General features: G+C 41.1%; 17 protein-coding genes. 7 read left to right on the top strand and 10 right to left on the bottom strand.

Annotation, left to right across the window (positions count from 1 at the left end; all coding sequences use genetic code 11):
- Positions 1 to 158: 158 nt before the first annotated feature.
- The 5 genes from ABJE44_RS11570 (at position 159) to ABJE44_RS11550 (ending at position 2,513) form a co-directional block, all read left to right on the top strand.
- Positions 159 to 473 (top strand): hypothetical protein, encoded by a 315-nt coding sequence (locus tag ABJE44_RS11570; protein ID WP_348112143.1) that lies wholly within the window; start codon positions 159 to 161, stop codon positions 471 to 473.
- Between the two features lie 85 nt (positions 474 to 558).
- Positions 559 to 1,215 carry a hypothetical protein gene (locus ABJE44_RS11565; RefSeq protein WP_348112142.1) on the top strand — a complete coding sequence of 219 codons (657 nt, stop codon included), beginning with the start codon at positions 559 to 561 and terminating at the stop codon, positions 1,213 to 1,215.
- A gap of 110 nt (positions 1,216 to 1,325) precedes the next feature.
- Complete coding sequence (locus ABJE44_RS11560) at positions 1,326 to 1,589, top strand: hypothetical protein (protein ID WP_348112141.1); 264 nt, start codon at positions 1,326 to 1,328, stop codon at positions 1,587 to 1,589.
- Between the two features lie 173 nt (positions 1,590 to 1,762).
- Entirely contained in the window at positions 1,763 to 2,098 is a 336-nt protein-coding gene (locus ABJE44_RS11555) for a hypothetical protein (RefSeq protein WP_348112140.1), read from the top strand.
- Between the two features lie 91 nt (positions 2,099 to 2,189).
- Complete coding sequence (locus ABJE44_RS11550) at positions 2,190 to 2,513, top strand: hypothetical protein (RefSeq protein ID WP_348112139.1); 324 nt, start codon at positions 2,190 to 2,192, stop codon at positions 2,511 to 2,513.
- Positions 2,514 to 2,713: 200 nt separating this feature from the next.
- Here ABJE44_RS11550 and ABJE44_RS11545 read toward each other — a convergent pair whose 3' ends face one another.
- Both ABJE44_RS11545 and ABJE44_RS11540 read right to left on the bottom strand, forming a co-directional pair.
- Positions 2,714 to 5,857: an efflux RND transporter permease subunit gene (locus tag ABJE44_RS11545; RefSeq protein ID WP_348112138.1), complete on the bottom strand. Its 3,144-nt coding sequence runs from the start codon at positions 5,855 to 5,857 to the stop codon at positions 2,714 to 2,716.
- Positions 5,854 to 6,921 carry an efflux RND transporter periplasmic adaptor subunit gene (locus tag ABJE44_RS11540; RefSeq protein WP_348112137.1) on the bottom strand — a complete coding sequence of 356 codons (1,068 nt, stop codon included), beginning with the start codon at positions 6,919 to 6,921 and terminating at the stop codon, positions 5,854 to 5,856. Before ABJE44_RS11540 ends, ABJE44_RS11545 begins: the two co-directional genes overlap by 4 nt.
- Positions 6,922 to 7,531: 610 nt before the next feature.
- Here ABJE44_RS11540 and ABJE44_RS11535 point away from each other — a divergent pair.
- Positions 7,532 to 8,551, top strand: a complete 1,020-nt coding sequence (locus tag ABJE44_RS11535) for a diguanylate cyclase (RefSeq protein WP_348112136.1) — start codon at positions 7,532 to 7,534, stop codon at positions 8,549 to 8,551.
- A 141-nt stretch (positions 8,552 to 8,692) separates the two neighbouring features.
- Here ABJE44_RS11535 and ABJE44_RS11530 read toward each other — a convergent pair whose 3' ends face one another.
- Positions 8,693 to 9,052, bottom strand: a complete 360-nt coding sequence (locus ABJE44_RS11530) for a DUF2750 domain-containing protein (protein WP_348112135.1) — start codon at positions 9,050 to 9,052, stop codon at positions 8,693 to 8,695.
- Positions 9,053 to 9,222: 170 nt separating this feature from the next.
- A complete protein-coding gene (locus ABJE44_RS11525) occupies positions 9,223 to 9,393 on the bottom strand; it encodes a DUF3545 family protein (protein WP_133471924.1) in 171 nt (56 codons plus the stop codon).
- Positions 9,394 to 9,706: 313 nt separating this feature from the next.
- Here ABJE44_RS11525 and ABJE44_RS11520 point away from each other — a divergent pair, with 313 nt between their 5' ends.
- A complete protein-coding gene (locus tag ABJE44_RS11520) occupies positions 9,707 to 10,198 on the top strand; it encodes a VOC family protein (RefSeq protein ID WP_348112134.1) in 492 nt (163 codons plus the stop codon).
- A gap of 63 nt (positions 10,199 to 10,261) precedes the next feature.
- Here ABJE44_RS11520 and ABJE44_RS11515 read toward each other — a convergent pair whose 3' ends face one another.
- Genes ABJE44_RS11515 through ABJE44_RS11490 form a run of 6 tightly spaced genes read right to left on the bottom strand, consistent with a single transcriptional unit; the run spans position 10,262 to position 18,038 of the window.
- Positions 10,262 to 11,146 (bottom strand): TauD/TfdA family dioxygenase, encoded by an 885-nt coding sequence (locus ABJE44_RS11515; protein WP_348112133.1) that lies wholly within the window; start codon positions 11,144 to 11,146, stop codon positions 10,262 to 10,264.
- 21 nt (positions 11,147 to 11,167) lie between these two features.
- Positions 11,168 to 12,487 (bottom strand): hypothetical protein, encoded by a 1,320-nt coding sequence (locus tag ABJE44_RS11510; RefSeq protein WP_348112132.1) that lies wholly within the window; start codon positions 12,485 to 12,487, stop codon positions 11,168 to 11,170.
- Positions 12,484 to 13,143: a cysteine hydrolase gene (locus tag ABJE44_RS11505; protein ID WP_348112131.1), complete on the bottom strand. Its 660-nt coding sequence runs from the start codon at positions 13,141 to 13,143 to the stop codon at positions 12,484 to 12,486. The genes ABJE44_RS11510 and ABJE44_RS11505 overlap by 4 nt, the downstream gene beginning before the upstream one ends.
- Positions 13,136 to 14,191, bottom strand: coding sequence for an LLM class flavin-dependent oxidoreductase (locus ABJE44_RS11500; protein ID WP_348112130.1), 1,056 nt, complete (start codon positions 14,189 to 14,191; stop codon positions 13,136 to 13,138). The genes ABJE44_RS11505 and ABJE44_RS11500 overlap by 8 nt, the downstream gene beginning before the upstream one ends.
- A 26-nt stretch (positions 14,192 to 14,217) precedes the next feature.
- Positions 14,218 to 15,516, bottom strand: a complete 1,299-nt coding sequence (locus tag ABJE44_RS11495; protein WP_348112129.1) for an MFS transporter — start codon at positions 15,514 to 15,516, stop codon at positions 14,218 to 14,220.
- A 50-nt stretch (positions 15,517 to 15,566) separates the two neighbouring features.
- A complete protein-coding gene (locus ABJE44_RS11490; protein WP_348112128.1) occupies positions 15,567 to 18,038 on the bottom strand; it encodes a TonB-dependent receptor in 2,472 nt (823 codons plus the stop codon).
- Positions 18,039 to 18,076: the final 38 nt, after the last annotated feature.

Here is an 18,076-nt window from a genome sequence, read left to right as displayed (position 1 = left end):
ATCGAAAAGAAAATTATCCTCAAAACGCACCAATGAATTGAAAAATACAGATGTTCAAGGCAAAGTAGTGAAAGATAAAAATTAAAAAGAGCAGTAGAAAGTGCAAAGTCAAAACAGTCTTTTTCTACAGGCTCGTTATATGCCTAAATGGAGTTTAGATGAATATTCAAATTTTTAGACCAAAACAATTTGCTGATATGGCGCGAGATTACAAGTTATTTGCAGATGATGTAGAAGTAGCAACAATAAAAAGAGGGGTAACACAAATTGTTGAAATCCCTGAGTCAACTAAAAACATCCAAGCGAAAGTAGATTGGTGTACAAGCCAGACGTTTCCTGTCGCCTCAATAACCGAAAATGGCATTACTATTAAAAACTCTTTTTCTAGTAATATATTCACGTTTGTTCTATTGCCGTTATATTATATAACTTTCGGTAAGAATAAATACCTGTCGGTTACAAGCGGCATATAACAAAAACACTATGGTGGGAATTTTACTCGCTGGTAAAGCGCTCCTAAAATCCCCATATGTTAAGCGTTAGCTCTCAAGGAACTGTATGAGCACATTTGATATTTTCTTTTGGATAATCTTAATCGTAGCATTAGTAATCTCAGGCTATTATGCTTCAAAACGTGAGAAGAAATTCAAAATAACAAAACAAGATTTCATTTCTAAGTATAGTTTCAAAGAGGAAGGTGAAATTTATAGGGAACTTCATAAACATGGATTTAGGTTGCTTAATTTTACTGATGAAGATTACGAAATATGTAACACCATGAGAAAGGTAGGTGAAAAAGAAGATATTTATATTTTCGATTTTGTTTACACATCCAAGTATGCAGATCGAAGTAACTCTTCTAAACCGTCGACTCTCAGAGCTGTTTTCTTCAAATTTAAAGGTAAAAAGTTATATAAATTTGAATTATTTCCAGAAAATGTCTTTGAAAAAATAAAACAGTTATTTGGTTCTGCTGACATTGATTTTAACGAATATCCAATTTTTTCCAAACGCTACGTCCTGAAAGGTGAGGATGAATCCGAAGTAAGGACTAGGTTTTCCAAGCAACTGATTACTAATTTAGAAAACAGAAAAGGTGTATGCATTGAATCCCGTGAGTCTTGTTTATTAACCTATAATTTGCACGAGGGCGAGTTTGCTGATTATGAAGAACTTTACAAAAATTCAGTTTTTTTTGCTAGCTACCTCAAGTGATAATTGAGAGCTAACAAGTGCATCATGGTGGGAATTTTACTCGCTGGCCTTCAGCCAAAGACACTCGTAAAATCCCCATATGCAAAGCGTTAGCTACTTGGAGTATATAAATGGAATTTTTTAATCCTATTCAATTGATTATCTTAGTTTTAATAATTGCTTTATTGATTACTCAAAAAATTGCAATTAATAAAGGTTTACTAGTACAAGCTTATTATTCGTCAAACCAAAGGTTATCAATTGCAATTTCTGTTGCTGCTATTCCTTGTATATTCGCTGTATTGGTCAATCAGTATCTTATCGTTGTTTTTGGTATTGCAATGGGTATCGTCTGTTACCAAAGAAAGTCATGGTACAAATTTAAATGGCAGTAGCTAACAAAAAGCTTAAAACAGAAAACCACTCGCTGTGCTTCGCACAAAACGCTCGCGTTTTCTGTTTAGCTTAGGCGTTATATGCCGTGAAGATTATTAAGTTTGGTGGGTTGTTTTTACTTTTGCTTTGTTTCATTTTTGTTTTGTCGCTACATAGCTGTAGACATGCTTTCTTGGACGAATCAGAAATAGAGTCAGAGCTATTGGAACTAACACCTATTGGCGCTGATGGTCAAAGCGCAATATTAAACTTAGATAAAACCTACGGAACAGATTCATTTCTTTTTAAAGGGCCTGCGAGGTTTGAGAAAAATGAATGGAAAACATTAGGTATAAATGATGGTATGGATATAGGCTCGCGAGGAGCGCCGTTCTTTTTTTCCTATAAATTAGGCTCACACATGTCAGAATATATCATACTTCCAACAGTCGTTTCAGCCACGTGGATTTTTGACGAAGAAGGTAAATTAGCAGAAATACGTGTAATAAAAACAGTGGATGGTTTATAGATAGCATATAACAAAAACATAAAGACGGATTTGTTGGAAAAGCACCACCAAACCGCTTATGTAAAGTGTTAGCCACTAAAAAGGATTTTTCATGGATACAGTTTTTCTAATACTATTAATATCGTGCTTAAGCGGCTTTATATATTTAATCATTGGCTATCTGCTTGCCTTCAAACAAAAAGCAGATGTATTTAACGGCATCGACTTTTCTAAAATTTCCGATCTACCTGTTTTCTGCAAGTACGTAGGCAATAGCTTTTTATTATCTGGTGTAGTACAAATCTTACTTGGGGTGTTAGTTTACTTAGCTTACTTTGACCTTTTACTGTTCGTAGTTATTTATGTTCTCTTTTCGATACTGCCCATTGTTAATGTCGTCAGAGCTATGCGCAAATTTCAAAAAAGTACTTCGTAAGTGAAGCGTGGCTAACAAGTGACTATGGTGCCAATAGTGAATTAACAGCTTTTGGCACTTCCCACATTTTGCGTTTCTTAGTGTTGAGTTAAATTAGTACAAGAACTAGTAGGCACGTTTAATGATATTGGCTATATCAATCACTTTATCCCTACTTTGGCTGTGTTTAATGGTATTTATCGAGCGTATCAAGTGACCGTTTAGTTTGTCGTTTGTGTTTTATCTTTAATCACAGCCACCAATAAAGCGGGTAAAAAACTTAAAGTTAATAAAGTTGATACTAATATCCCACTTAGTACGATAATTCCGACTCCACGGTACAGTTCTGTACCTTCACCGGGAATGACTACTAAAGGTGCTAGCCCAAAAATGGTGGTGGAGGTTGACATTAGAATGGGCTTTAAACGCTTATTGACGGCTTGTAAAACGGCATCTCTTACCATCATGCCTTGTTCTAATACATAGCGGCGTGTTTGGTCGACGATTAAGATAGGGTTATTGACCACAGTACCTAGTAAGATTAAAAAGCCTAGCATAGTGATCATATCAAAAGGCTGATGGTATGCAGCGATCCCCATTGAGGCAAATAAGGCATTAGTGCCATTGACGGTAACCAAGCCTAATAACCCGCCTGCCATACCAAGTGGTACGGTTGCTAAGATAAATATGGGATAACGCCAATGGGTAAAAATAGCCACCAATAATAAATAGCTAAGCACTAAAGCAATAATGAAATTATTGGATAAAGCGGCTTTTGTTGCTTCAAGTTGGTCTGCTGCGCCACTAATACTCACATTAATTCCTTGGGCAATTTTGCCTTGTTGCCATAGGGTAGGTAATAGTTCTTCACGCACTTTTTTCTCGGCGGTTTCTAGTGCTACATCTCGCGGAGGAATGATATAAACCGTCACTGTTCGATTTCCATCAACTCGGCGAACCGAGTTGCTGTTTTGGCTTTCATGTAAGTCTGCTAAGGCATTTAATGGTAAAATTTGTCCATTTGGGGTAACAATTGGCATGCTTTCTAGTTGAGATAAGTTCTGTTGATTACCGGCTTCACTGAAAATGAACATATCCACTTTGTCATCATTTAAAATAAACTCATCAACATAAGCCCCATCACTCATGGCTGAAACTGTGTAACCAAAATCGCTATTGCTGATACCCAACTCAGCTAAGCGGAACCAACGAGGTTTTATTTCAATGAGAGGTTGATCTAGAGTCAATGAGCCCGGGTCAGAATTGATTTGAGGGTTGTCAAATATCGTGTTTGCTTGCTGATAAACAGCATCTGCGGCCTGATATAAATCAACTACATTGCTTCCTGCAATATCTACAGCAACGGCGCGAGTGCCACCGTCGTTACTAGAAATTATGGAGCCTCTGGCAGAAAATGCGCGCATGTCTGGATAGCTCTTAAATTTTTCGGTTATGGCGGTCATCATTTGATTGATATTGGCTGGATCTACCGGTGCGCTTAGAAACCAAATTCGCCCCACTGACACCGACATTGAATAGTACTCTAAGGGCGGCATATCGGTTTTACCAGTGTCAAAATCACTGCTATCTGCCATTATATAATCTTTGAAGTAGGTGCGTAGTTCAGCACCAATTTTTTGCATTTCTGATAGGTTATAACTGGGCGGGGCTATCATCATAGAAAATGCTTTTGGCTCTTCGCCTTCTGGCAAATATTCGGCTGCTGGCATCAGTGAATATGCTGCGCCCAAAATCACAACAATAAAACCTGCTACTGAGACTCTAGCTCTGGATTGACTAACGGTGAACCAATCCGCTAGTTTTAGCCACTTTTTTGAAAGTGTTAGGCTTGTATTTTGTTTAGCATCAGTCTTTTGAATGATGTTGGTCATGGCTACTGGTACCAAGAATATAGCCACTAACATGGAGGCTATAATTGCTCCTGATATTGCAATGGCAATATCTGAGTATAATTGCCCCGCTTCTTGATCTATAAATAGTATTGGGGCAAACACTAAAACGGTGGTGGCGGTTGACGCGAGTACAGCTGGCCATACTTCGGTGACACCATTTATCGCTGCTTGTGCTTTCGAAATACCTTTACGTTTTGCCTGAACAATGGACTCTAGCACCACTATAGTATTATCGACCGTCATGCCTATGGCGAATGCCACACCGGCTAAAGAAATTATATTGATGGTGCGACCAAACATTTTAAGGGCTAAAAATGCGGCGATAGTACACAAAGGAATGCCCAGTACCCCCACTAATGTGGCTTTTCCTGACCGCAAAAAGTAAAACATGACTAAGGTCGACAAAATAGCCCCTAAGGCTAGATTCTTCCAAACGTTTACCAACGAGCTTTTGACGTATTTGACATCGTCACTGGTTAGGACCAATTCTAAGCCATTCTGGGCCAATAAGGTTTGATTGATGTCTTCTACTAAAGGCAACATTGCGGCTTTTATAGCGAGTACATTTGAGCCAGATTCTCGATTTACTGAGAGCCGAATTGTGCGTTCACCATTATTAAAAGACACCCCTCTAACTTCAAAGTGATCTAAGGTAACGTCTGCCACATCTTTGAGTAATATGTTTGCGCCATTGTTGCTGGTGTCACGACGTACAATAAGGTTTTCTAATTCAGGTAAATGTTCGAACCGCCCAATAACACGCAATAGGTAGCGACTCTTACCGCTTTCGATATCACCCGCAGATGAGTCGCTATTTCGGTTGCGTATAGCTGTTCGAAGCTCGGTTAAACTAATGCCTCTTTGTGCTAATTTAGCAGTATCGACTTTAATTTGAATTTGCCTTTGGGCACCGCCATTTACACTGACTTCTGACACACCAGGTACGCTTTCCATTCGAGGGCGAATATAGTCATCTGCGTAATCACGCAATAAGTCTACATCTAGCTGCATGGGGTTACCAAGCTGAGGTTTTAAGGTAAAGTGCATAAAAGCATTACCAGAAAAAGAGCTAGAGTAAATACGCGGTTGGTCGACATTTTCTGGATAAGCCGGTACTTGACTTAAAGCGTTGTTTACTCGAATCAAGGCGTCATTTGCATCTACGCCAAATGGAAACTCAAGCTTAATATTGGCAGAGCCCATTTCAGCATAAGATACCATGCGGGTTAAGTTGGGTAGCCCGCGTAAATATCTTTCTTGTTCTATAAGTATTTCTTTTTCGACGTCTTGAGGCGTTGCACCTGGCCAACCTGTATCAACACTTATGGTTCGTACTTCTAAATCGGGGATCATTTGCACCGGAATACTGAGTGCTGCAACTAATCCTAAAATAGTGACTATAAGTACGATGACAGTGACTAGCGTGCCACGTTTGACGGCTTCGGCAATCACAAAGACGATTCCGAAGTTACTGCGACTAAAGCGTCATTTTTCAATACCGCTACGCCACTAATAACCACAGGTAATTGACCGGCAATACCCGTAACCCCCACTAATTCACCATCATCCTCAACAATGCTAATACTCACTTGTTTGGCTTGGTTTTTAACAAGGGTAAATACACTATTGCCGCCATCGGGATGTTGTTTTATGGCTGACTTAGGTACCCATGCTATTGCTCGTTCACTTGAGGGTAAATTTATCTCTGCTTGGGCAGACATACCCACTAATAAACCTGCGTCACTGGGTAATTCAATTAAGCCGATTAAGGTGCGGCTTATATTTGCTGCGCTGTTGACTACAGTATTTAACTTGGCAGGTATACTGGTTGCATCAATGAAATCAGGTGTGACTGCTACCATTATGTTCTTTGAGCTTGATAGGGTGCGGTAATATTCCTGAGGGATCGATACAGCTAAACGCAGATTATCTTGTGAAACTAACTGAAAAATAGGGGTTTGCTGAGTCACCCACTCCCCAATATTGACATACCGAGCTGTTATGAGACCAGCAAACGGGGCTTTCAATGTATGCCGCGATAACATACTTTGTTGAAGTTGCAGTTGTGTATTGGCTTTACGAACTTCTGCGTTAGCAATGGTAACATTGGCTTTTAGCTCTGCTATGAGGGTTTCGGCTGCAAGTTGCTGTTGTGAGAGCTTTAGTGATTCTTGATACAAACGCTTAGATTCTTGTTGTGCGGCCATTGCTGCCTCTAGCTCAGCTTGAGCTTGTTGCACTCCTAGCTCAATTAATTGGGAGTCTAATGTCATCAAGGTTTGCCCTTTTTCTACTGCTTGCCCCTTTTCAACTAGTAATGATGCAATTAGTCCTGCTTGAAGTGATGCTAGTGCTGATGATTGAGGGGCTTCAACTGTGCCAATCAATAATAGAGACTCGGTTTGTTGGCTAACTTTAGGGTTAACCACTTGCACGCTTATGGGTTCTGCTAAAGTGGACTGAGTGAAAAGGAGTAACGTAAATATGCATAACTGGGCTAAAAAATAATTCTTCATTAGAGGCCTATATGATTTTGGAGTAGCCGAGCTAAGCAGATAGAACCGCCCCATGGAATTTGTTGTTAAGTATAAATAGTAACTATTCTCATCAAGCCTTGCAATGATCTTTGGACTAGTTATCTCGTAACGTTAATTAAGATTTACATTTCATGTCTATAGTTTTTCACAGTGTTCATTTATTGAAGAGATTATGAATATTTTATATGATGGATTTCTTAGAAATTGCGTATATATATTCTCATTAGTTTTAGTCAAATAAATATTGCCAGTCTAAAAAGCATACCCTAATTACCCTCTGGAGGGTGGCCGATTATTGTACACACATTAAAATTTGAGCATAAAGTGAAACAGCCATCAGCAGAGTGCAGTATGGCTATAGGTTATAATGATGAATCTATAGCGCGAGCTGTTAGAGGGAATGTTGCGATTTTTTTGGGGAGGAGTGTATAGTTTTTGGAAAGTTGAAAGAATATCTGTTAGCCAACAGTTTTCGTCTATTTATGGAATTATTAAAACACTTTAATGTAAAACAGTTAAAATTATGCAGTTGTAAAAAGCTCATTATTTGATAAACGCTACTTCAACTCAGTAAGGGATAAATATAACCATGGCCACGTCTAAATTGTGGGGTAATGAACTCGAATTTCGCCGTACAGTATTACGAGTTGTGCTGCTAGTTATCATAGTTGCAGGTGTAACATTTACTATAAATAACTGGGTTGTTGGCCATAAAATATTGGCAATAGTAGAGCTACTGGTTGTTATTTTATCGTTCATTATTCTTGCGATTCACAGAAAGACCCCAAATCTCACTTTATGGTCATCGGTTTTTTTATGCGCACTGTACACTGTGATCTTGTTTGGTATTTTCAGTGTTTCTTTTACTTCTGCATTGTATAGCTGGCTATTTATTGTCCCAGTATTGTCTTACTTATTACTAGGTACCAAATTAGGCAGCCTTTACTCAGTGTTTTACGTTAGTTTAGGCTGTGGCATTTTGACGTATCGGCACATCATGCAACATAGCGACATTCCTACCATAGCTATTATCAATATCGGACTGACGTTAATCGCCATATGGGCGCTTTCTTACACTTATGAACAGAAGCGTGCAGCAATGGTTAAGCGGTTACAGGAAATGGCTTCTTTAGACCCTCTTACTGGCTTGAACAATCGTCTGTTACTAAGTTCTATTTTCGATATGTTGTGCTTGAGTTTGCCTGAACAGCAAAAATCGGTTTCCATGATTTTGGTAGATCTTGATCATTTCAAAAAAGTGAATGATGAGTTTGGCCACAGTGTAGGTGATGCTGTACTTATTGAGGTATCACGGATAATAAATAGCATGCGTCGTAGAAATGACTGGGCCTTTCGGTTTGGCGGTGAGGAGTTTTGCTTACTTATTCCAGACGTTACCCCTTCTCAAGCTAATAGTATTGCAGAACGTTTGAGATATGCTGTGCAACATACGCTTAATGCAGAGGGTTTTACAGCTAACCTGACTGCAAGCCTTGGTATTGCCCATTGGCCTGACAATGGAAAAGAGCTGTCTGAAATTTATAAGGTGGCGGATGAGAGACTATACCAGGCAAAAGAACAAGGTCGTAATCAGATAATCGCTGAGTAATAAGCGTTAATAGACTTTTTGGATATTTAGATTACACCTTAATAGACTCATTACTGACTGAGTACTTGCAGCTAACCAGTCAGTCGTTATCTCACTTAAAGTGCGTGTCCAATAGCAGGACTAAATACGCCAAGCTCAAAGCTACAGGTTTTCTACTTTTGCCAACATTTGGCTAAATTCTGCGAGTTCTAATTCTAAGTATTCGCCACCGTCTAACCACTCTACGCCAATGAGTACATTGTCTTCGGCTAGATCTTCTACCCAAAACTCTAACCAATCTGCAAGGGTAATGGCTTTGGGAGTGTAGTCTTGCCATTCGTCAATGCAGTGTGCTTGAGCAAGTTCAATACTTGACCATAGTGGCATAACATCGGTATTTTCAAAGTTAACTGAGTCAAGAATGACCCAACCTTCGCTGGCGGTGTCTTGTAGTGCCCATAGCGTTTGGGTTTGCTTTACTTGTGCCATGAAATCGGCAGATGCTGGATTGGTGTCTGTCATAATAAAGAGTCTTTTATTGATATATGGCTAACATTCTACGGGGTTCGGTGCATCAATGCCATGTTGCAGACGTATATGTGCAATTCGGATTAGAAGAGCAGACTACAGATATAGGTTGTTTTGTTTGGTAGCAACAAAAAAGCCCTAATCACTTAGGGCTTAATCATGGTCTATATGAACTCTAACTCATCTTCTGGTGACATTCCGAGTTCACGAAGCTCCTGTTTTAGTTGGTGTCTATCGCGAATAGCTTCGATCTCTCGCCATTTACGCTTGCTGTTTTTAGTTTTGGGTGTACGGCTTTCTGAATCTAATGTTGACAATAATTCGGACTTATCCATTTGGAACCTCTTTATCATTATTTATCGCGCAGTGATTACAACAATACTTCTTTTAAGCAAATGTGATTTTTATTCACAAAACAACAGCTTATAAGATATGTACCATACAAGGACTTAAAATAGAATAATAATTTGACCGTTTTATGACCCATCTATGAATAATTGATGACAGTGGAGGCCTGGCAACACTAGGTATATTAGGCAACTGGTACATATTTCAGCTTAAAAAATCAAAATAAAGGGCATATGGATGAAAGAAATAAATCTGAGCTAATTCATTATTTATGTATCAATAAACCTAAAGGATAGAACTATGAGCTACCCCAACACCCTTATTTTTGTGGATTTAACTTCAGATGACCCAGCCGCGGCGGGTGATTTTTATGCCGCCGTATTTGGTTGGGAAAACGACCCACGCCCATTGGGTGTATATCACCGTATGGTGCCAGGTGGTGTTATGCGAGATAGCGAAGGTAAAGACACGTCAATTGGTAATTTCCACCTTGGCATTCATAAGGCCGAAAATGTAAGGCCACACCCGAGCCCTGATGGGGTCGAGCCTCGTTTTATGGCAACAGAAGGTCGTAAGGCTAGGGTTTGGATTTTAATTAGTGATGACGACAGTATCGAAGCTGTGCTCGAACGAGCCACAGCGCTAGGTGCTACTGTATTATGGAAAGATCACTTTTGGGCAGAATTTAATGGTATCAACTCTGCATTTCGAGACCCTTGGGGCAATGAAATTATTTTGTGGGTAAAAGGGGGAGAAGCGCCACAGATACCTGCACACTTTACTCAAGAGTAAACGGTATCTCGATTAAACTAAGCTGAAAGCTATCAGTAGTAATCGACTGATAGCTTTTTTGTTTTAATCGCCTACTGATATTGGTGCTTCACCTTTTACCCACAACCTATGGGCCATTCGGTTGTATTTTTTGTCATCATATAATGAGCCAGTATGCAAGGTGCAGCGGTTATCCCACATAAGTACATCACCTTGTTGCCACTTGTGAGAGTATACATATTTGGGCTGGGTCACATACTCTACCAGCTCATCAACTAGCTTCATGGCTTGGTCGTCTTCCATTCCTATAATATGCTTTACTGTGCCTGTGCTTATCCATAGCGCCTTGCGGCCATCAGCTGGGTGTACGCGTATCATTGGATGAATCACATCTGGATTGGCTTCGCGAATTTCATCGCTTATTTGGTAACTATTGAACTCACGATTTTCGATAAAATGCACATAGGAGTGATGAATTTTTAGAGGGTCTAACTGCGCTTTTTTTGCTTCGGGTAAGTCTTCGTAAGCAGCAACTTGATCAGCAAGCAAGGTTTCACCCCCTTCATCAGGGACAGTTACCGCGTATAACATGGTGCACATTACTGGTTCTTTTTTATAAGAATAGTCAGTGTGCCAACCGACGCCATCGTTATGGGCTCCGAGTGGTTTGCCGTATTCATCAAGCATATTAGATAACTTAAAAATATGGGGATAGCCAGGTAAGCAATAGTTCTTTTGGGTATGCAGTTCAGGCTCTCCAAAAGCACTGATAAAGCGCATTAGATCGTCAGGCTCCATGGACTGGTTACGGAGTAAGATTGCACCGTGTAACCGAAATGCCTCTACCACTGTAGCTAGGGTTGCATCATCTGCATTTTTTAAGTCTATATTGTGGATATGCGCGCCAAACTCACTTTTTAATGGAGTTATTTGTAACGCGGCAACAGATTCTGTTAATGAAGTTGTCATAAGTTTTCTCTAAATTTAAGGCTATTGTTTACCACAAACAGATAAAGCCGTGAGGGCATAGATAAGCGCGCTTTTGGCTAAGTCTTCTGGAGTGGCTGCAAACCTGGGCATACCAGTGGTAATGGCGGGGACGCGCTGCATATTAAACACGTTATGATCGCGCCACATACTCGAATAAGCCGGATGTGCAAGCTCTACTGGGCTTCCGTTAACCGCTGTTGTTGCCTCACATAGTGATTTAACCAGAGGCGATACGTCAGTTGGATTAGCTTCATAGCCATTTCTAACTACCATGGGTTCGATTTCAAACCCTGCGATGTCCAGACCTGACATTACGTCTTTTAGCTCATGGTAAGATTGCGCTGCGGTTTGCTGTGGAGTCAGCCCGACATCTATGTAAACCGAACACACATCAGTGCCAGCACCAAAAGACATAGGAGAGCCCGCCTTTATTGCGTCAATTTGCACTTTAGGGTTGGATATTCCCCCAGCTGTTTCGTAACCATTTTCTTGCTCATAGCGCTGTGACCATTGATGTAATGCATCGATAACAGGTCCTAATTTGTAGATAGGATTAGGGTGCTTATGTACTTCTTTTGGTGCATCGAGAATAGGTGTAAATACTCCCTCTCCAAAAATTTGAATGCGGTAAAGTACGTATCCGCAACCCTGCCAAGTTACGCCCCAATCACAGCCCTCTGCGGCAATGGCGTAGTCAGCGATGACACCACCATGATGAAAAAGGTAGTTCGCTCCAATATCTTTGCCAAGATAGTCTACACCTTCCCATTGCTCCATTGGCTCTGGCCCTATTTCACCGGGACACGCTGTCAAATAGAGTTTACCCGCTAAGTCAAAGCCTGCTTTTTTTAGTGCTTTCGCGGCAATTAAAAAGCAACTCATTGGGCCTCGGTCGTTATAAAGTGGAAACCCATGAAGTTTGCCATCTTCAAGCCAACACTGTTTCCACTCTGGGTTACTTAATGTCTCTGGCGAGAACCTATGTTGGTTGATGTGTGGGTCGTCACTAGGACTTTCAGTATCTAAATGGGCGGTGAAAAGTAAGTTTTTACCAACCCCAGTACCACCATATTCTCCAATGATATTAGGGCGCTCGGGGGTAGCGCCACATTGACGGCTCTTAAAGCCATTGGTTTGTAACCAATCGAATACAAATGCAGCAGATTCAGCTTCATATCGTGATTGGCTTGGAATATTCCCAAGAGTTAGTGCCAAGTCAGTAAGCTCTTCTGTATCGATAGCCGCTTTTATTTTTGCCACATCTTCATCTGTTATGGTGTAGGCAATTTGGGTATCTGAGGGGTATAGAGGACGGGTCATACCGTTTTCTCCCATGTTGAGCAAAGTTGTTGCGTGTCACTCAGTAGTGCAAAGTTGATGGCCATAGCTGATAAGCTTGCATCATGAACTTGACGCTCGTAAGCCGCACAAGCATCGGTAGCGACAATGGCATGATAATCTAAGTGAAAAGCATCTCTGACGCTAGACTCAACGCAGCATTCGGTGGTGACACCACAAAATACTAAGGTGTCGATATTTTTTTGGTCTAATTGCTTGTCGAACTCGGTGCCATGAAATGCGCTATAGCGGGTTTTATAAACAACAGAATCTGAGGGCTCTGGAAGAACTTTAAAAAAGTCACTCCCTTTAGTGCCCACTCGACAAATTGCACTTTCTATTTCAGGATCTCTACCTTGACGACTCATCCATTTTTTCCAAGCAGGAGAGTCTGTTTCTTTTGCTGTTTTTAAGCCAATAAAATAAATAGGGACGTTGGCTTTACGAGCGGCAGTAACTATTTTTTGGCAGTTGGCAATAGCCGTTTGAACCGAGTCCATATTTAAACCAAACTGGCCTAACAAACCATCTGGACTCGCAAAGTCTTGTTGTATATCAATAATACATAATGCTGTGCGACTAGGCTCAATCCAAGAGGCATGTAAGGCTGTGACTTGACGTTGGGCTAAATCAGCCATAGTGCGCCCTTAAGTCAGGTAGAATATGCTGGCCAAACTTATGTAATCCTTTTTCGTAATCATCAAAGATGATCATCACACCATCCATTTCAGTGTTATCTATGACGTCTATTAGCTGCTGCTTGACTGACTCTACTGTGCCTACTAACTCGCGGCTCATAAACGCCCCTTGAGAGCGAATCACCATGGCATTGTCTTTTAATGCGGGATCAATTCCATAAGAGCGCATCATGCCCTCAACTGCCCCTGAATCTTTTCCTGCTCGGTAATAATCAGCTTTGGCTTGCGCTTCTTCTTCGGTGTCTTCAATAATTAAGATGGCCATGCAGTAACACTTCACTGAGGTGTTTAGTTCATCTGCAATGTCACGCGCCATGCGAGTGATTTTTAAGGTTTCTGCATCATCTTTTCCACCTACAAAACAGGCATCTGTATTTTTTACAGAAAAGCGTAAGCCACGCTCTGACTGGCCTGCACATACAGTAAATGGTTTTTTAGATGGTTTAGGTTGTGAAACACAATCTTCAAATTTAAAGTACTTACCGTCGTAATTGACATGGTCTTCTTGCCAAAGCTTATGAACTAACTCTGTCCACTCTTGGGCATAAACATAACGTTCATCATGGTCCACTTCATCGCGCCACACACCCATTTGATTAAGCTCATCTCTGAACGACCCTGACACTATGTTAAGCCCTGCACGGCCGCCAGATATCTGATCTAAAGTGGCAAACATTTTAGCGATGGCGGCAGGGTTCATCATTAGGGTATGTACAGTTGCAATAACTTTTGCATGGCTGGTGGCTTCTGCTAAGCCAGCCATCATGGTAATGGATTCTAAGGAGGTGCCCCAATGCTCGGTTTTACCACCGTAACCCCGCCATTTGGCCATGGACATGATGAAGTCCATCTTGTAGCTATCAGCAATTAAGGCTGCTGTCTTATTTTGTTGGTATGAAGCGTCTAGTGTTGGTGTGTTCTCAGACACTATCCACCCACCATTTGCTATGGGTAAAAATACCCCAAACTCTTTATTATAGGTAGTCATTTGAATTACTCCTGTACTACAGTGGCTTACTCACATTCTTTAGCTGCAAGTAAGTTATTGCTTGATGGATTAGATATTTTTGATTCGGCTTTTTTTTGCAGCTCCAGTCTAGGTGGGCGCATAAATGTAATGCCGATAAAGATTAGAAGAGGCAAGGTGCCTATTATTAAAAATGGTGGAACAAAAGTACCGGTAGCATCTTTCATGTAGCCACTTAACAAAGGCGCTGCTGAGGCTATAGTTGCCCCAATATTCATTAGCGAAAACAGCTGTAAATACGGTCCAGTACCGAAATAACGTACTAGTAAAACGGTGCAAGATAAAAACGTTAATCCAAAACCAAAACCTATGGCAAATGAGTAAAACCCTAGGGTCATTAATGTTTGACCAAAACTAAGGGCAAACATACCCCCAGCAAGCAACATTAAGGCTACTTGAAGCATGATTTTTGGCTCAAAGTACTCGCCAATAAAGCCACCAAAAATCCGTGAGATTGCATTACAAAAAGCCTCAGCCGAAAGCAAAGTGCTCGCTAGTGCAAATGTAATTCCTACTTCAGTTAAATGGGCTACTGAAAAGCTATTAACAGTTATTCCTACGAACAAAACTGTAGAGTAGGCTGCTAGTAACAATAGGTATTGAGGTGTTCTGACAGCGCGCTTGAAGGTCCAAACTTGCTCGGTTTCGTACACTCTTTGATTTTCCGTATTGACTTTCTTGTGCTCTGGCGGCTTGCGTAAACGCTTAGCGTCAGTGAAGAGCAGGGAGGTAAGCATAAATGCCACAGATAAGATCATGGCCCCTAGCATAACCAACCAATGGTAGCGCCAGCTTCCTAACATATCGGTTGCTAGCCAAACAACAATTGGCCCTACAACTCCTCCTAGACCACCTACTGTGTAGTAAAAACCAAATGCAGTAGAATGCTTTTTAAAGAAATGAGTAATAACGTAGGTACCTGGTACTGACCCTACAAAGCTATAGCCTGTTCCAATGAATATACAGCCCCAGAAATAGGAAACTGGGCTTGCTGTTGTATACAGCATCATAAACCCAGCCGTTAATATTATTAGGCCTGTAACTAAGGTGAAGGATAAGCCCCATCTTTTGATGGTTATTGTGGGTAAGTAACTGCTTAAACCACACGCGATACCTAGGCAGGTAAAGCCCAGACCGGCTGTGGTCCAGTCCCAGTTTAGCTCTGTAACCATTGCAGGTAACACTACACCCAATGACGTGAAGGTTGCTGCGGTAATCACAAAGAAACCAAGACTAAAGGCACACAACACAAAACGCGCTTGTATTTCAGCGGTTAACTTACCCATAAGGTCTCCAAAATTTTGATGGTTATTATTTTAATTTCTATTATTACTGGTTAAAAGTTGTAGTGAACTGACATACGCCATTCACGACCCTTACCCGGTAATACTGCCACATCACCATATATATCTTGTAATGGGGTGAAATAGGTTTCGTCTAACACATTGTCTACGTTCAAGCTAATGGACCAGTCGTTGTAATTGACGAATAGTGCCGCTTGCATCAACAAGTAGCTAGGGTACTTAGTGGAAAACTCGGTGAAGCCAGAGGTTTCTGTAACATGACGCACACCCCATGTTGTCCCTACGCGGTCAAACATACCCACTTCATCAGCATAGGTGGCATAAACACTTGTCACCGCGTCTGGTATACGAGTATCTTCTAACGCACCTAAATAATATTCACTGCCAGTTAAGGCATACAAGCTGTCAGAGAAATTGAAGGCTGCTACAGATACTCCATAGTTGGATACATCGTCTAAGCCAATATCTCTAGGATTAATAACATAGTAGCCATCATAACCGTCAACATATTCGGTTTTTTGCTTATTAGATGTAATGCTGAAGCTTAGGTTGTCGGTGGCCAGAATACGTAGTTCGAGCTCGACGCCTTCGCTTTCAGTGCGGTTTACGGTGCTGCCTGCGACAGTGCTAAGTTCAGTTCTTTCTTGATTATAACCAGAGAGTGAACCTGTCACTATTCCATCGAACAACTCTAATTTAACCCCAGCTTCAACTAGCTTGCCATCTGATAACCATTCACCATCAGCGATTAAATCAGGGGATACTTCACCGGCTTGGCTAAACTCAATAGCAGCAGATTCTGCGTAACTTACATAAGGGCGAATACCTGAAGGTAGGTCTAATAACAAGGTGGCACTGTAGGTAAACTTGCCGTCTGTATCTTTGGCTTCTGTTACGCCAGCATAAGAGTATGTTGGGTCACCATTTTCAGTGGAGTCTAAGTCGTAATAGTCGTACCTAGCACTTAATGAAAGGTCCCATATATCCATAGCTGTGGCATCAAGCATTGCAAAAACAGCGTTGTCGGTCCAGGTTGACTGGGTATCTAAATCCCAAAAGAAATCGGAATTAAAAGGAGATCCCATAATATCGTTTGGCATAGCGCCAACTGATAGGTCGCGGCGACTAATGGCAATTTGCCCACCGTTATAGGACTCTCTTTTACGAGCATCATAATAACGACTGCTTAACCCGACATTGTAAACACCTGTGATGGCGTCGCTGTTACTTCCGAAAGTACTAATGTAAGACACCCTAGCTTCAAAGGTTTTAGCTAAGTAATCTGCCGGAAAGCCATAGCTTACAAAGCGCTGGTTATCTAAGTAATCAGCAAAAACTTGTATTTTTAACTGGCTGTCATCGTCATAGGTTTTGATAAGGTCTACAAAGCCTGTAAAGGTGCCGGTATCAGAAAAGTCATTGTCACTGATGTAGACATCTTGTGATGATAATTTGGTTGTGCCTAGATTAGTATCCAATGCTGCAACATCACCATCTGCGTATAAATAAAAATCTGGATAGTGTGTCAGTTTAGCAAAGTAGGTTGGGTCCTGTGCAGACAGCTCTGCCCATTCCATTTGGCCATTACCATTTGTGTCTACTAAATCAGTATCCCGTCCGGTTTGGTAGGTGCCATTATCGATTAGCTCTTGGGTGACTCTGTTCCAACCTAGAGTTTGCACATAACCTTCAGAAGTATAGGACATTAGGCCCGCTGCTAGCTTCCAGCTATTACCTATTTCAAAATCAGCCGATAATTGCAGCATTTGATGTTCTGGGGTTATGCCATTATAAAAACTCCCAGAGTCTTCTAGTTCAACGTAAGCATACACGCCGCCTTCAGCTTCTGAGATATTAACAGGTACACCTACCTGAAAACTGGCATTTTTCTTATCATAAGAGCCAAAGGTGACTTGGGCTTCACCGACGACATCAGGTAAAAAACCACCAGACTGGCTGAGCCTAGCTGTTTTTGGCTCAAGGTTTAACAAGCCGCCTATTTTACCGGGCCCAAAGTTTGCTGTGGGCGGCCCTCTCAAAATGTCTACTCTGGAGGTAGAGCCTATTGGTGTTTGGTAGGTTCCTCTATTTTCAATACGCTTGAACCCATGAAAATAAGTTTCGGCCATTGTGCCCCTAACATTTAAGGCCCCTTCAACTCCATAAAATGAAGCAGTAAAGGTACCGGGTGCGACGGCGGTAAGGTCATCCACTGTGGTTACACCAAAGGCTTTTAACGTTTCGTCACTGACAAAGGTGGCAGATCGGCCAGTTTCTAAAAGTGACTTTTCAAAACCAAAAAGCAAACTACTAGGTTGATTCTCTAGAAACCCTGCAATATCCCGTTTTGCAGTTATCGATATAACTTCTACTGCATCTTCATCAGTAACCTGAGCGGTATTCTCTGTTGCTATCGTTTCTTGTGCTAATAGCGTGTTCCCGGAGCCACTAATCACAACAGTAGCGAATGAAACAGATTTAAAAAGCTTATTTAATTTTCGCATAGTGTGAATCCTTTTGTTTATTATGGTTTTAAGGAAGG

Source organism: Paraglaciecola sp. (assembly GCF_039942875.1).
In the GTDB taxonomy this organism is placed as follows: domain Bacteria; phylum Pseudomonadota; class Gammaproteobacteria; order Enterobacterales; family Alteromonadaceae; genus Paraglaciecola.
This window is presented reverse-complemented; position numbering and strand designations above follow the sequence as displayed.